Source organism: Aquimarina sp. MMG016 (assembly GCF_018100805.1).
Classification (GTDB): Bacteria; Bacteroidota; Bacteroidia; order Flavobacteriales; family Flavobacteriaceae; genus Aquimarina.
On record NZ_JAGJEA010000007.1, the window covers coordinates 161,742 to 178,322 of the forward strand.

At 33.7% G+C, this 16,581-nt stretch carries 10 protein-coding genes; 4 read left to right on the plus strand and 6 right to left on the minus strand.

Going from position 1 to position 16,581, the window contains the following annotated elements; translation table 11 throughout:
* Nucleotides 1–5: 5 nt before the first annotated feature.
* On the minus strand, nucleotides 6–710 hold the full coding sequence (locus J8M14_RS14970) for a 16S rRNA (uracil(1498)-N(3))-methyltransferase (protein ID WP_211075615.1): 705 nt from the start codon (nucleotides 708–710) through the stop codon (nucleotides 6–8).
* On the minus strand, nucleotides 710–1,732 hold the full coding sequence (gene tsaD, locus J8M14_RS14975) for a tRNA (adenosine(37)-N6)-threonylcarbamoyltransferase complex transferase subunit TsaD (RefSeq protein WP_211075616.1): 1,023 nt from the start codon (nucleotides 1,730–1,732) through the stop codon (nucleotides 710–712). The genes J8M14_RS14970 and tsaD overlap by 1 nt, the downstream gene beginning before the upstream one ends.
* Before the next feature lie 126 nt (nucleotides 1,733–1,858).
* Here tsaD and J8M14_RS14980 point away from each other — a divergent pair, with 126 nt between their 5' ends.
* The 3 genes from J8M14_RS14980 to J8M14_RS14990 all read left to right on the plus strand — a co-directional run bounded on the left by J8M14_RS14980 (nucleotide 1,859) and on the right by J8M14_RS14990 (nucleotide 7,781).
* Entirely contained in the window at nucleotides 1,859–6,256 is a 4,398-nt protein-coding gene (locus J8M14_RS14980; RefSeq protein ID WP_348772850.1) for a translocation/assembly module TamB domain-containing protein, read from the plus strand.
* Between the two features lie 105 nt (nucleotides 6,257–6,361).
* Nucleotides 6,362–7,348 (plus strand): 6-phosphofructokinase, encoded by a 987-nt coding sequence (gene pfkA / locus J8M14_RS14985; protein WP_211075617.1) that lies wholly within the window; start codon nucleotides 6,362–6,364, stop codon nucleotides 7,346–7,348.
* 70 nt (nucleotides 7,349–7,418) lie between these two features.
* Nucleotides 7,419–7,781: a methylglyoxal synthase gene (locus J8M14_RS14990; RefSeq protein ID WP_211075618.1), complete on the plus strand. Its 363-nt coding sequence runs from the start codon at nucleotides 7,419–7,421 to the stop codon at nucleotides 7,779–7,781.
* 17 nt (nucleotides 7,782–7,798) lie between these two features.
* On the opposite strand, the gene J8M14_RS14995 is transcribed toward J8M14_RS14990, so the two are convergent.
* On the minus strand, nucleotides 7,799–9,076 hold the full coding sequence (locus tag J8M14_RS14995) for a hypothetical protein (RefSeq protein WP_211075619.1): 1,278 nt from the start codon (nucleotides 9,074–9,076) through the stop codon (nucleotides 7,799–7,801).
* A gap of 121 nt (nucleotides 9,077–9,197) precedes the next feature.
* On the opposite strand from J8M14_RS14995, the gene J8M14_RS15000 reads away from it, so the two are divergent.
* Nucleotides 9,198–10,304, plus strand: coding sequence for a hypothetical protein (locus tag J8M14_RS15000; RefSeq protein ID WP_211075620.1), 1,107 nt, complete (start codon nucleotides 9,198–9,200; stop codon nucleotides 10,302–10,304).
* A 733-nt stretch (nucleotides 10,305–11,037) separates the two neighbouring features.
* On the opposite strand, the gene J8M14_RS15005 is transcribed toward J8M14_RS15000, so the two are convergent.
* The 3 genes from J8M14_RS15005 to J8M14_RS15015 form a co-directional block, all read right to left on the minus strand.
* A complete protein-coding gene (locus J8M14_RS15005) occupies nucleotides 11,038–13,131 on the minus strand; it encodes a glycoside hydrolase family 97 protein (RefSeq protein ID WP_211075621.1) in 2,094 nt (697 codons plus the stop codon).
* Nucleotides 13,132–13,248: 117 nt separating this feature from the next.
* Nucleotides 13,249–13,629: a RidA family protein gene (locus tag J8M14_RS15010; protein ID WP_211075622.1), complete on the minus strand. Its 381-nt coding sequence runs from the start codon at nucleotides 13,627–13,629 to the stop codon at nucleotides 13,249–13,251.
* A 101-nt stretch (nucleotides 13,630–13,730) separates the two neighbouring features.
* Nucleotides 13,731–16,523 (minus strand): putative LPS assembly protein LptD, encoded by a 2,793-nt coding sequence (locus J8M14_RS15015; RefSeq protein WP_211075623.1) that lies wholly within the window; start codon nucleotides 16,521–16,523, stop codon nucleotides 13,731–13,733.
* Between the last annotated feature and the right edge of the window lie 58 nt (nucleotides 16,524–16,581).

Consider the following 16,581-nt stretch of genomic DNA (forward strand, 5'->3'; position numbering starts at 1 on the left):
ATACTTTAAGAATTCATAAAAGCAACACTATGCACAGCAACAATTGCTGCGGTTTCTGTGCGTAATCTGGTTTCACCTAACGTTACAGGCGTATAATGATTCGATAATGCCAGTTCAATTTCTTTAGAAGAAAAATCACCTTCCGGACCGATTAGAATGATCGTATTGGACTGTAGTTTTAGAATATCTTTAAGAGATTGTTTATGAGTCTCTTCGCAATGAGCAATAAGTAATTGTCCTTCATTTTTTTGCTTTATAAAATCAGAAAGGTCAATAGCAGGGTTGAATTTTGGTAAATAACACTGAAGCGATTGTTTCATAGCACTCTGTAGAATACGTTCAAAACGTTCTTGTTTTATTACTTTTCGCTCACTATGTTCACAAATAATTGGTGTGATTTCATCGATACCTATTTCTGTAGCTTTTTCAAGAAACCATTCATAACGGTCATTCATTTTGGTTGGTGCTACAGCCAGATGTAATCGATATGTTTTAGGTTGTTGTTTTTCTATGTGATTAATTTGGGCAATACACTGTGTGGGGTTAGAAAAAGTAATATTGGCATGAAATAAGAATCCTAAACCATTGGTGATGTATAGTTTGTCTCCTTCTTTTTTACGAAGAACCTTAGCGATATGCTTACTTTCTTCTCGAGAAAATTTTATTTCGTTACTATTTTCAGTAAGTGTATTGTTATAAAAAAGTTGCATTAGAATTTAATTCGGGCTTTAGCGGTAATACTCATATCAGTAAAATCTTTTTTCAGATATTTCAGATACCCAACAATACCGATCATTGCAGCATTATCCGTGGTGTATTCGAATTTAGGTACAAAAGTTTTCCAACCGTATTTTTGTTCACCATCCTTCAATGCTTTACGAATACCTGAATTAGCAGAAACCCCTCCACCAATTGCAATACTTTTGATTCCAGTTTTTTTAGAGGCTTTTTTTAGCTTATCAATGAGAATATTAATGATAGTATATTGTAACGAGGCACAAATATCGTTTAAGTTTTCTGCTACAAAATTTGGATTCTCTTTTACTTGTTTCTGAACAAAATATAATACAGCGGTTTTCAGTCCGCTAAAGCTAAAATTAAGTTCTCCAACTTTGGGTTTAGGAAAAGGAAAAGCCTTAGGGTTACCTAATTGCGCATGTTTATCAATAAGCGGACCTCCCGGATAAGGCAGACCCAGAATTTTAGCACTTTTATCAAAAGCTTCGCCTACAGCATCATCAATCGTTTCGCCAATGATTTCCATATCAAAATAATCATTCACCTGTACGATTTGAGTATGCCCGCCACTAATAGTCATTGCCAGGAAAGGAAATTCTGGTATAGCGTATTCTTCTTCCTCAATAAAATGAGCTAAGATGTGAGCTTGCATATGATTTACTTCAATTAAAGGAATATCAAGCGCTAGAGCTAATGATTTAGCAAATGATGTTCCTACAAGCAGAGAACCCATCAATCCGGGACCTCTGGTAAAAGCAATACCGCTTAGATCTTCCTTAGTAATTCCAGCTTGTTTAATGGCTTGATCAATTACGGGAACAATGTTTTGTTGGTGCGCTCTGGAAGCAAGTTCCGGAACTACTCCACCATATAATTCGTGTATTTTTTGAGAGGCTACAACATTTGATAAAACTTTACCGTTGCATAATATAGCAGCAGATGTGTCATCGCAGGAAGACTCAATGCCTAAGATATATATATTTTGTTTCTCCATTATGAGGAAAAGGGCATAGAAATTGTTAATATTGTCAACAAAGTTAAAACAATAAAACGTATCAGAAAACTTAGGAAAATATTGTTTAGGACAATACTTGTCCTAATATCACTATTTATATTCTTGGTGATATTGTTTTCTATTCCCGGTATCCAAACTTTTGTGGGTAAAAAAGCTACAAATCACCTTAACGAAAAATACGGTACAGATATTATAATAGGTAAGATTGGATTGACATATTCTGGAGATGTAAATCTCAAAGAAGTTTTTGTAAAAGATCATCACCAAGATACACTATTATATGCTTCAAGTATAGCAACATCTTTACATAATATAAGAGAAATTTCTAAAGGTCGTCCTGAATTAGGAAATGTATCGATAGAAGATCTCACCTTTGACATGAAAATGTATAAAGGTGAAAGTAGTGACAACCTAATGATTTTTATACGAAAGTTTAATTCAAATAATACTTCTTCTTCTAACCAAAAATTTATACTTACTACAGAGTTTATTACTATGAAAAATAGTAAGTATAGTTATATCGATGAAAATTTAAACAATCCTAACGTAATTATCTACAGAAATGTGGCATTGGAAGCAGAAAGCCTCATGGTTGATGGTGAAGATATTTACATCAATATAGATGCTTTATCCTTTAATAGTGATAGGGGATTAAATATTTCTAAACTCAAAACTTGTTTTTCAATTAAGCCGGAAGAAATGCTTTTTCAGGAGCTGGAGATTACTACTCCTGATTCTGATATCGAGGGCGAAATCATATTTACTTTTGATCGTGGAGGCTTATCTGATTTTGAAAATAAAGTTAATATTTCGGCGGATTTTACCAATGCAACCGTTTCTACAAATGATTTAATTCCATTTTATAAAGAGTTTGGCCATAATCTGGACCTAAAGTTAAAAAACACAATGGTGAAAGGTACTCTTAATGATTTTAAGGTTATCAATGCAGATATCAAGGGGTTAGATAGATCATTTGTTAGAGGAGATATGCGTATTCAGAATGTAGTTTCAGATGCCTCTAAGTTTAAACTCGAAGGAGATTTTACAAACCTAACGAGCAATTATTATGATCTCATTAATTTGTTACCAAGAGTTTTAGGAAATACGTTGCCAAAACAACTATATCAATTCGGGAATGTAAAAACAGTTGGTAATGCTATTGTAACGACCCAGACGGTAGATCTGGATGTAGATCTATATTCTCAATTAGGTAAGATTAATGCTTTTGTACTATTAGATAAATTAAATGATATTGGGGCTTCTACATATAATGGAAATATAATCTCCAGCAGTTTTAATATTGGGCAACTGTTGGGCAAAAAGTCATTAGGAACTTCTGCATTTGATATTCATGTAGATGGTAGTGGTTTTACCTTAGCAAGTTTGGATACACAGATCGAAGGAGATATTAATTCTTTAGAGTTTAATAACTATTCTTATTCTGGACTGAAGGCGGTTGGTAATCTAAGAGATAATGTTTTCGATGGAAAACTAACTTCTTATGATCCTAATGTAAAATTTGTTTTTAATGGAGTAGCTGATTTATCTGAGGAAATCAATAATTATGATTTTACTGCTAATGTAGATCATATAGATTTAAATAAGCTCAATATTTTTACAAGAGATAGTGTATCAGTATTTAATGGTGATGTGTTAATGAAAATGAAAGGTACTGGGCTTAATGATGCCTTTGGTACCATTTCCTTCAAGAAAACACTGTATACCAATCAAAACGCCGGTTACTATTTTGAAGATTTTGACATCGTTTCTAGTTTTGATGAAGATAATGTGCGCACAATTACCATAAATAGTCCTGATATTATTGAAGGTAATGTAAAAGGGGTTTTTAGATTTGAAAACGTGTATGACCTTTTCCGTAACTCAATAGGAAGTCTATATGCTAATTTTGAACCCTTGGAAATTACGGACAATGAATTCATGGAATTTAATTTCAATATCTATAATAAGATTGTTGATGTTTTCTTTCCTGATGTTCAGTTTGCACCTAATACCTTTATAAAAGGAAAAGTAGAAAGTAATGATTCTGAGTTTAAACTGACATTTAAATCACCTTTGATCAAAGCATTTGATAATAGAATGCAAGATGTAGATATACAAGTTGATAATAAAAATCCACTTTTTAATACGTATGTAGCAATTGATAGTATAGATTCTAAATACTATGACGTTTCAGAATTTAGTTTAATCAATGTAACACTTAAGGATACATTGTTTATGAGGTCAGAGTTTAAAGGAGGAAAGAATAATGTTGATGATTTTAACCTAGAACTATATCACACCATTAATGAGGATAATAATTCAGTGATAGGGTTACGAAAATCAGATTTTACTTTTAAAGGTTATCAATGGTTTGCTAATAAGGAAAAAAGTAAGGATAAGAATAAAATTATCTTCGATAATAAATTTCAAAGTATAGATATAAAATCCATTATCCTTAATCACGAAGGAGAAGAAATAAGTATTAGCGGAATAACCCGAGGGAGTGATTATAAAGATATAAAAGCAACGTTTAAGGATGTAGATCTCAACAAAATAACACCAAGTATAGATAGTCTACTTTTAGGAGGAAGAGTAGAAGGGGATCTAGCTGTTTTTCAGGATGAGGGTAGATATTTTCCCAGTTCTACAATAGTTATTAATGATTTATCAATTAATGATTTGACAATGGGAGAATTAAGGCTTAATGCTGCCGGAAATGAATCCCTTACACAGTATAGTGTAAATACTAGGTTGGTTAATAATAAAGATCAAAAAACACTTTCTGCGATAGGTACTATTGACGTCTCAGAAACTAGTTCAAAGATTGATGTCGATGTCAATTTGGATAAATTGGATATGTCAGCATTTAGTCCTCTAGGAGGAATAGTAATTTCAGACCTGAGAGGAATGGTTTCTGGTGAAGCAAAAGTTAGCGGAAGCTATAAAAATCCATCTATGGATGGAGTGATGAGGTTAAATCGAGCGGGGCTTAATATTCCATATCTTAATGTTGACATGGATTTTGAAGAAAATGCAAAAGTTATTCTCGAAAAGCAACGTTTTAACTTTGATTACTTTAATATCATTGACACTAAGTATAAGACTAAGGGTAAATTAGGAGGGTATATTGCACATAGACGATTTTCTAAATGGGAGTTAGGATTAGAGCTTTTGGCACCCGATCGTTTATTGGTTTTGGATACTGAGGAAGATGAAGAGTCTTTATATTATGGTACAGGATTTATTAGTGGAGAAGCTACAATAAAAGGCCCAACTGATGAATTGGTTATAGATGTAAATGCAGTCACAGAAAAAGGTACTACATTTAAGATTCCACTAAATGAGACAGAATCTATTGGTGATAATTCTTACATCCATTTTCTTAGTCCCGAAGAAAAACAAGCACGTCTTGATGGAAAAGAAATTATACTGGATGATATTAAAGGTTTAGAACTTAATTTCGATTTGGATGTAAATAATAATGCAGAGGTAGAAATAGTAGTTGATAAAAAAACTGGTAGTTCCCTTAAAGGAAGAGGTGCAGGAAATTTGTTGATTGAAATCAATACCAATGGGAAATTTAATATGTGGGGTGACTTTGTAGCATATGAAGGAACATATAATTTTCGGTATGGTGCTTTTGTAGAAAAGTTATTTAGTGTTCGAGAAGGAGGAACAATTGTCTGGGATGGCAGTCCAACCAGAGCAGTATTAGATCTTAGTGCAGTATATAAAACAGAGGCTAATCCAGCTGTTCTTTTAGAAAACCCAAGTATCAATCGAAAAGTTCCTGTAGAAGTAGTAGTTGATCTTCAGGGAGAGTTAGTACAACCGGATGTTAATTTTAATGTAGAGTTTCCTAACCTGAGCTCTGTAGTGAAGAGTGAAATAGAATATCAACTTGATGATCAGACAGCAAAAGAATTACAAGCACTCTCCTTATTATCTCAGGGACAATTTTATAGTGGTAACCTAAATGCTAATAATATTAATAATATTACGGGTAGTTTGGTAGCTGAGCGAGCTTCAAATTTGGTAAGTAGTATTTTTTCGGATAGTGATGATAAATTTCAAGTGGGATTAAATTATGTGCAAGGTGATAGAGCATTAGATGAAGAAGCTGCAGATCGGTTTGGGGTTACAGTATCTACCCAAATTAATAATCGAATTTTGATTAATGGACGTGTTGGTGTGCCAGTAGGAGGGGTTAGTGAATCTGTTATAGTTGGAGATGTAGAGATAGAGTATTTATTTAACGAGGATGGCTCCTTAAGAGGAAAAATATTTAATCGCGAAAATGATATTCAGATTATTGGTGGAGAAAACCTAGGGTATACTCAGGGATTAGGACTGTCTTATTCTGTTGATTTTGATAATTTTAATGAGTTGTGGACAAAGATTTTTAAGAAAAAGAAAAAAGAGCAGGATTCTATAGTAAAACTTAAAGATACTCTTCAAATGGAGACACCTGATTTTATTAACTTTACAGAAAAGAATAAGTAGCTGAAATTTTTGGATTTATTTTCAATATAGTTTTGCTTTTAACAACAAGAAAACCTAATATAATTCTATAAGTTACATTATAGAAGTTATAATAAAAGAAATTCTATGGCAAAGGAAATTACTACGATTGGTGTAATGACTTCAGGAGGAGACTCTCCAGGTATGAATGCAGCTATTCGCGCTGTGGCACGTGCTTGTGCGTACTATAATGTAAAATGTATTGGATTTTATAGAGGCTATCAGGGGATGATTGAAGGGGATTATTGTGTAATGAACGCCAGAAGTGTAAGGAATATTATTAGCAGAGGTGGAACGATCCTAAAATCTGCAAGATCAGATGAGTTTAGAACAATAGAAGGTCGTCAAAAAGCAGCAGAACATCTTAAAGAAGTTGGAGTAGATGCAATGATTCTGATCGGTGGTGATGGAACATTTAGAGGAGGTAAACTTTTTTATGAAGAACATGGTATTCCGGTAATTGGTGTTCCGGGGACCATTGATAATGATATTGCAGGAACTAATTATACTATTGGTTATGACACCGCATTAAATACTGTTATTGATGCGATAGATAAGATTCGTGATACAGCAAGTTCTCATGATCGTTTATTTTTTATTGAGGTTATGGGGCGTGATGCTGGGTTTATTGCACTGAATAGTGGAGTGGGTGCCGGAGCAGAAGAAATTCTGATTCCAGAAGAAGATTTGGGATTAGAACGCCTGTTAGAATCATTAAAACGTAGTAAACGTTCAGGAAAATCTTCCAGTATCGTGGTTGTTAGTGAAGGCGATAAAACAGGTAAAAATGTATATGAATTAGCAGATTATGTAACCAAAAACCTTCCTGACTATGAAGTAAAGGTGACAGTATTAGGACATATGCAGAGAGGAGGAACTCCTTCTTGTTTTGATAGAACGTTGGCTAGTAGGCTTTGTGTCAAGGCAGTTGAATTATTATTAGATGGAGAAAAAAATGTTATGGTTGGACTCATTAATAATAAAGTGACCGCCACTAGTTTTGAGGTGGGTTTAAAAGACGATCATAGTATTAATAAAGAATTGCTACGTATTTCGGATATTCTTTCTACATAGGTTAAGGACAAATCATGAATTAACAGTTTTGTTAACCATAAACCTAAGAGGTAATAAACCATAAATTAATATGACAATAGCAATTATTGCCCACGATGGGAAAAAAGCAGAAATGGTTCAATTTCTGAACGAAAACTCAAAAGTATTACATTCTAAAAGTATTCGACTTGTATCCACAGGAACTACTGGAGAAAAAGCTAAAAGAGCAGGGTTCGAAGTTTCTCCATATTTATCTGGCCCTTTGGGAGGGGATGCACAGATTGCTTCTGATGTTGCAGAGAAAAAAGTAGATATGGTTATTTTCTTTAGAGATCCAATGGCTAAACATCCGCACGAACCTGATATTTCTATGCTAATGAGATTATGCGATGTACATAATGTTCCCTTAGCTACTAATCCAGCTACAGCTGAGCTGTTATTAAAAGCATTATAATTGGATGATTATTAATGCTAGAGATTATTATTTATGTTAAAATCCTCTTGTAGAATTATATTTTCGTTAGATTCATTTTTAATATTTAGATATTTCACCTCCCCAGCACCAAGAAACTTATACCGTATTCCGACCAAATTTCCTATAGATCTATTATAGCTGCCAGAATATATTTCCTGATCATTTATAAAAATAGTTACAATCTTTTTGTTGACACGTATATCGACAGTTTTAAATTCAGAAAGGTCCACCCCAAAGGCAGAAAGATCATGTTCTTTACCTCTATAATACCTGTCGTTAAGCATCAGATTGATGTCAGAAACGCATCCAGGAATAGAAAAAGGTACTACTAATACACCCTCTGTACCTAAAACTACAATTTTTAATTTCTGACAGACCGCCCATTTATCTCTGTATACATTGCGTAAAGTTGTTTTTATCGAAATGTGATCACCAGCTACTTCGTTAAAATCTTTAACCAAATGAAAAGTAGATACAACCGGATCTGAAAGAGAAGTAATCTCTTCCAGTATTGCAGAGGGCATAGATAAATTGCCAGTCTGTATATCTCTACTCTGCACATATTTTGGAACAGGTTGGTAATCTACAGTTCCTATCCAATCATTAGAGGTAATGAACAAATCATGTTCTTTTATAACTTTTCCATCTACCAAAAGTTTTGCGCCAAAATAACCAGGAAAATAATAAATACCTGTAGCTTGCTTTTGAGAAGGTTTTATCTTAATTGTTTTGGTAATATCCCAATACTGTTGGATGTATGTACTATCTGATTGTATGCCTTTTAAATCAAAATCAAAAATTACAGAATTTGGCAAGCCATCGGTAATAGGGCGACTATTAAAAGTTACTTTGGATAAATCAATCGCTTCAATTTTGTTTTTTCCAGATCCAATCATTGAGTAAAAAGAAATAAACACAAGTGTCATAAAAGCTGCAGCTGTGATGATAATCCCTGTATGTTGTAATACTCTTTTTTCTATCCAGGAAGGTTTTTTTACTTCATTTTTGTTTTTAAAGTCTCTCCAGTTATCATATCCAGCAAATTGAGAGAGCGTATTTAGCGTACTAATACTTGGAGTATTGTTATAGGTTACCCTACCCCAGACACGTTTTAAGGTAGTAGGGCTTAATAATACCTGAGTTTGTTGTTGTATAATTTGGCTTAACTCTATAAACACATCATTATGCCATAGTTTGGCATCTCCCCAATCAAGTTTTACTTCAATTTCGAGTATACATTGTTGTACTAATTTATGTTCCGGATATGTATTCATAACTAAGAACAAAATTCATCAAAAATTACGACTTGAACAACATTGAATCGAATTGAACCAACTTGTTTTGTGTTAATACATAATATAATAGAACTTTGAGTGAAATCAAAAAACGAATATTATGATCCGACTAGTCAGTTATATACTTTTAAGCATATTTTGTTTTCAAAAAATAAATGCCCAAAATATCATTCCGCTGGATACTTTGCATTGGGAGATAAATGCTCAGTCATATATGATAGAAAATTATAAAGGGAAGGATGCTATTTATATTCAGCGTGGTTTGGCATTTCTTAAGGATACTAAGTTCAAAAATGGTACTATAGAATTTGATGTGTACCTTACTGAAAGACAAGGGTTTCCTGGAGTTCGGTTTAGAGCAGTCGATAGGAATAATATGGAATCTTTTTATATCCGAGCACATTTACCTAATAAACCAGATAGTAATCAAGCTGCTCCGGTAATTAATGGTATCACTCCGTGGCAGTTGTATTTTGGTCCGAGATACTCTTTTCCTTATGACTACAATTATAAAGGTTGGACTCATATAAAATTGGTTGTCAATGGTCGCAAAGCACAGATATATCTAGATTATGCTGATAAACCTAATTTGTCTTGGGATTTGGTTCATGATCCACAAGAAGGAGAAATTGCCATTGGTGGCGGTGGAGCATCAGCGATGCATTATGCAAATTTTAAAATCGATAAAAATTCATATGAAATTATAGACTTTAAACTTACAGAGAGAAAACCAATAGAAGGTTTGATTTCAGAATGGGAAGTTTCTGATAAGTTCGAAGAAAAATTATTAGATGATCAAGAACTGTTAAAATCATTAATCAATTCTAGAAAATGGGAAAAGAGAATTAAAATAGAAGAAGGCATAGCAGCAAATATAGCTAGACAAGTAGTGTTAAGAGATAATACTCCTGGAAACACGGTTTTTGCAAAAATTACTATTATGTCAGATAAGGATCAGTTACAACTTTTTGAGTTTGGATATAGTGATCGGGTAGTAGCTATTTTTAATAACAAAGCAATTTATAAAGGAAATAATAGATGGCGTTCGAGAGATTATCGGTATTTAGGAACTATAGGATTATTTGATGCAATATATCTGGATCTGAAAAAAGGAAAAAATACTTTGCTATTAGCCGTTTCAGAAGATTTTGGAGGATGGTTGGTTACCGGAAGATTCCCTAAAGAAAAAGACATAACTATAGAATAAAATGATCATATCATAATGAATCGTGTTTATATATAAAAAAGCGAGACCATCAAGTCTCGCTTTTACCCCAACCACAATTGCTCATCATTGCTTATCTATGGATCGCATAGGCAGAAGATGCTGGCAATTCTTTTATAAAGTTCATTATTCCTATAACGTTTAGTCTAAATGTAAATGTAAAAGTTTTCATATCTGTGTGATTTTAAGTTTTTATTTATTTCTTGCTTAGTATATAATCAATTGCCGTGCCAAAAAATAAAAACCTTTGTAAAGTGTTGTTTTTATTGATGTTTTTTAATGTTGGTTGATTTTGGAAAAATGATCCTGAGAAATTATTTGATAATGTTTAGTTAAGTATAGAGCATAAAAAAAGCGAGATCCAACAACCTCGCTTTTTATTTCCGATTACTATATGAATTACTACTCATCTTTCTACCTGTGAATTGCGTAAGCAGAAGATGATGGTAATTCTTTTAAAAAGTTCTTAATCGATGTAAAATCTAACCTGAATGTAAATGTAAAAGTTTTCATATCTATAAGTTTTAAATTAATATTCTATTTCTTGTTTAGTATATAAACAATTGCTGTGCCAAAAATTAAAAATCTTTGTGAAGTATTGATTTTACTATAAGATCGAAGGTTGAGGTTGTTGTGTAATTGAGATTGGAAACAAAAAAACGCAAGCTCCAGTTGGATATAGAAACTTACGTTTTTAATTTATAGAAAATAGAAATTATTTTTTTGGTATAAGACTTATTGCCAAACCACCTCCTGGAGCGAGCATAATGGTTTCTTTTGATGTGCTGTTTATTACTTTAGTTTCAATATCAATACTAGTTGGATTATCATTCCAATGTGCATTAGAACCATCTTTATAAATTTTAGCTTCATATTCTTTTTCCGGTTCCAGGAAATCAAAATTGAGCTTAATATCTCTTTGGTTTTCATCGGTTATTGCTCCTACAAACCAATTTCCCGTTTTACGTTCTTGTCGAGCAATAGTAACAAAATCACCAACTTCTCCATTTAGTACTTTGGTTTGTTCCCAATCAACCCCTACATCTTTTATAAATTGGAAAGCAGGTTGCTCATTATAATGCTCTAATAAATCGCAAGCCATCTGTATAGGACTATAGATAACAACATACAATCCTAACTGATGGGCTAGAGTGGTGTTGATTTGATTATCAGGCTTATAGGGTTTTAGTTTGATGTTAAACACTCCCGGTGTAAAATCAATCGGTCCTGCCAGCATTCTGGTAAAAGCAACTGTAGGAAGATGATCAGGTGGGTTACCACCGTCTGGTGCCCAAGCATTAAACTCCTGTCCTCTCAAACCTTCTCGCGAAATTGCATTGGGATAGGTACGACGAATTCCTGTAGGTTTTATTGGTTCGTGTGCATTAATCGCTACATTATACTTTGCTGCTGTTTCCAATGCCCTGCGATAGTGGTTTACCATCCACTGCCCGTGGTGATATTCACCTTTTGGAATAATCTTACCAACATATCCGGTCTTTACAGAGCGTATGTCCAGTTTATTCATCAAAGCATACGCAGTATCCATTCGTTTATCATAGGTTCTTGGTGCTGCAGAAGTCTCGTGATGCATAATGATCTGTACATTTTTATCCTTTGCATATTGAGCTACTTCTTGTAGGTTGTAGTCAGGGTATGGGGTTACAAAATCAAATACACCTTCACGGTCTTCAAAACCGATCCAATGTTCCCATCCAGTATTCCAACCTTCTACGAGTACTCCTCCGATATTATTTTCGGCAGCAAAATCAATATGTGCCTTGGTGTTTTCTGTTGTTGCTCCATGTTTACCACTTTTTAGATCCCAACTGGATTTATCTAAGTGCATTTCCCACCAAATACCTACATATTTCATAGGAGTAAACCAAGATGTATCACCTAGTTTATTAGGCTCATTAAGGTTGACGATAAGATTAGATTCGATCAATCCTGCAGCATCATTACTAATCTGAATTGTTCTCCATGGAGTTTTGAACGGTAATTCACGTTTTACTTTGTACCCTGATCGATCAGAACCGACTAATTCACTAGTCATCATTAGCTTATTCTTATCAATTTTTAATGTCATTCCTGAATAATCGGTTAGGTTTGCCTCGTGAAAACTTAGATGCAAACCATCAGCAGTTCGCATCGTAACTGGAGTATTTACAGCGTTTTCAGGAATGCTGGTTTGTGCTAGCGCTTTATGACCTCTTTTGGCAAGAGCATCGATTTCGGTAAAATTCGATTCGGTATACAGATGTTCGTAAATATCCCAATCCCCGGGTATCCACCAAGTTTTATGATCTCCAGTAAGGTTGAATTGACTATTTTCGTCAAGTATGATTACTTCGTTTAGATTTTTCTGTTCCGGAAATTCATATCGATATGCTACCCCGTCATTATATGCTCTGAAATATAGCGTTAACAAACGGTTAGGTGCTTGCTCTTCCTGAAGCTGGATAGTAACTTCATTATAATGGTTTCTAACAGATCGTTGCTCTCCCCATGGCATTTCCCAGTTTTCATCTTCGGTTACTAAAGTTGAGCCAATAATTTTAAAACCTTTTTCTAAAGGTGCTTCGTTTTTAAGTGTAAAACCAATTTTTGATGTGTCTATTACTTTGGTTGTTTTATGTTTCACAACATAATATGGAGATCCATCTTCCAATAAAGAAAAATCAACTGAAATATTTTTTGATGGAGAATAAACTGTAGTTTGAATATTAGTTTCTTTTTGTTGACAACTCATAAAATGAATAGTAGCCAACAAAAGCCATAATAGCTTAAGGTTTGTTCTGTAAATCATGACATGTGGTTTTGTAAGGTCGAATAAAAGTATATTAAATATAAAAGATCTCTTATAAAACAGGATTAGTTTTATAAGAAATATCTGTAGGGTTCTAATTTTTGTTTATTCCTAGATTTACTTTACCGCTATTACTGATATTTCTACGTTCACAAATTTTGGAAGAGCAGCGACAGCAACAGTTTCTCGGGCAGGAGCCGTTTCTTCATTAAAATAGCTTCCATAAACTTCGTTTACCTGAGAAAAATTATTCATATCACTAAGAAAAATAGTGGTTTTGATTACATTTTCAAAAGTCATTTCTACTTCGTCTAGAATACCTTTTAGGTTTTTCATCACCTGTTCGGATTCGGTTTTGATATCATCTAATACCAGCTCTCCATTCTCAGGGTTAATAGCAATTTGCCCTGATGTATACAAAGTATTACCATTTAGAATTGCTTGGCTATACGGTCCAATAGGAGCAGGGGCATTTTTGGTAGTGATTATTTTTTTCATGATGTGTAAAGTGTTATTGTTTATTTTGTGAACTAATTATTAGATTCCTCAAACCTATACCCTGAGCATGTCGAAGGGTCAAACCTTAAACCTCAAACCCATTATAGCTGTCTATCAGGTTGGCGTCTCTTATCATACTTGATATCGCTAAGTACGGATGATTTGATACCGATAAAGAAATTCCAGGAAGTCCTCGTTCCAAAAGGTATCCAGAAAAAGCTCATTCGCCAACTATCTAAGTCTCTCTGAAACCTAAAATTAGTAGCAGAAAAGCCTTTATTCTTAAAATCATACCCTGATGAAACTCCAACTGTCCATTTGGGCGCCAATTCTATATCACCACTAAAATTAACCGAATGTGCAGAGATCTCATTCTGTCTTGCACTATTGCTGTATCGTACATTATAAGCTAATCGTAGTGACCAAGGAATTTTGTAATTATAATTTTTTACATCCTTTTTCTCCTTGCCCTTGTCTTTATCTACAAAGGACCTGGCGTTACCAAAATCTGTATCTCCTCCAAATAGGTTATCAGGTCTTCCTTCGTTCCTGAAATTTTGATTATCCAAAGGGTCTTCGTTGACTTCTCCTTTTTCAAAGTCTTTACTAGAGAAAGAGTATCCAAAGTTGGCTCCGGCTTGTGTTAAACGAAACAAACTCCCTCCATTATCAATATTCCAAACATCAATTTTTCGGTTATTGTTATCTAAGGCATAGGGGTCTAATTGAGCCGAAAAGTTAATATCCAATTTACCTTCTACAATAGGAATATTTCCCCGAACCGAAACTGGACTTAATTTTAGAGAATCTCCGGCAAGATTATAAGCTGTGGAGAGCGAGAAATTATTTAATAATGTAATTTTCTTGGGTTCTGTGGCTGTGGTATCTCTGCTTTTTACCTTGGCTTCAAGATTATTACTTAATGAGAAACCTATACTACTAGAAAAAGTATTACCCGGTTGTCCAACTAAACTACCTTGAAATCTTGTGTATTCTACAACTTCCTCTTCATTGATGTCAGTAGTATTAGGATCATCAGGTATTGTATAAGTATCATAAAATTGATCAAACGCGGGGTTTATACTATAATTTATAGATGGGCGCATCGTATGTCTGATAGCTTGGATTTTACCATCTTTCTTAAAGTTAAAAGTTCCATATACTGTTGTTCCCAAACTAGTGGAAAAATTATATGTTCTAAAAGAATCAAAACCTGCTATCGTATCTCTTCGTACTCCACCGGCACCATCATTAAGAGTTTCGTCATAACTTTGTTTCACAGTTTCGAAAACCCAATTTTCTTGATAGTTAGTACCCATAGTAGCACTTAAGTATTTAAAGATTTTAAAATTAGTGCTCACAGGAATACTATGTTGTATACCAATTCTAGAGTCATTAAACATATCTCCGGTAAAAAGATCGTCATCATTTGTTACGATACTATTTCTACCTGTAACATTATACTGGGTATTAATATTCTGAATAATACCTTTTTTAACACCTACTTTTGGAGCAAAAGGAAAAATTCTGGAAACGCTAGCGTTAACATTTGGTAATGTCATATTGACTACTCCCGTATTGACATTAGAGTCGTGATTAGCAGCTGCACTGAAGTTCACCTGAGGATCTCCGGGAAAAGTTTTTGAATATGATATAGATGAACTAATCTGGTTGTTCAGGAAATTACCTGTATTTTGTTGGTTTGTAGACTCTCTAAAGAAATTACTACTACCAAAGTTTACAGAAGCCGAAAATCGTGAATTAGGATTAGCTTTTGCATCTTGATTATGAGTCCACTGGATGTTGTACGTTGTAGTTCTTGCAAAATCTGGAAAACCTCGTTCACTAGTCAAGTTATTTTCAAACCTAAATCGTAGATTACCTCTATATCGATACCTTAGTGCATAAGCTGATTCTAGTGATAAAACGTAACTACCATTAGTGTAGTAATCTCCCAGAACTGTTAAATCAACATAATCGCTTATAGCAAAATAGTACCCACCATTCTGTAGAAAATATCCTCGTTGACGTTCATCACCATAACTAGGGATAATAAACCCAGAGGTTCTATCTTCAGTCATAGGAAAATATCCAAAAGGTAATCCCAGTGGAGTAGGTACATCTGCGATGTACATATTAACTAGTCCGGTAACAATTTTCTTCTTGGGTACAAATTTGATCCGTCTGGCATAGAAATAATATTCAGGATCATCGACATTTTCTGAAGTAGTAAACCTTACATTTTTCATGAAAATTACCGAATCATTAACCCTTTTAGAAACTTCATTTTTGATTTTAAAACCGCTTTGTTCAGTTCTGGAGTTGTAGATTAATGCCTTTTCCGTATCAAAATTAAAACGAATAGAATCAGGTTCGACCACATTCTGTGCCTGTTTAAAGACAGGTGTCTGAGTATATTCTCCTAACGAATCCTTTATACCGTATGCGTAGACTTCATTTTTATTGTTGTCCAAAATAATTAAACCTGCATTAAGCTGAATATCTCCATAGATAACTTCAGCTTCATCGTAGAGATACATTTTATTCTCTTTGCGACTCAGCCGCATATAATCTGTTGACTTGTACTTTACATTATCAGTAAGAAAACTAGATTGCGTATCTACGCTATCTTTTTTTGTGGTATCCTGTAATTTTTCACCAAGAAGTTGTTCTGGGTTGATATTCAGAGAGTCTTTAACGGTTAATTGTGTTTTAGTAACAGAATCTTTTTCCGCCTGAATAGGTAATTCGGTAGTCTTGTTAGTTTCTTGCGCTGTAATTTGATAAATACAAAGCAGTGAAAAACTTAGTGAATAAAGTATGTGACGTACCCTTGTTTGCAATGGTTTAAATCCTATTTTTGTAAAACTATGGCTTAGTTTTTGAAGTGCCAAAATTACATATATTTTTTATGTGAAGATTGTAATTGAGAAAAAAATAAAAAATTATATC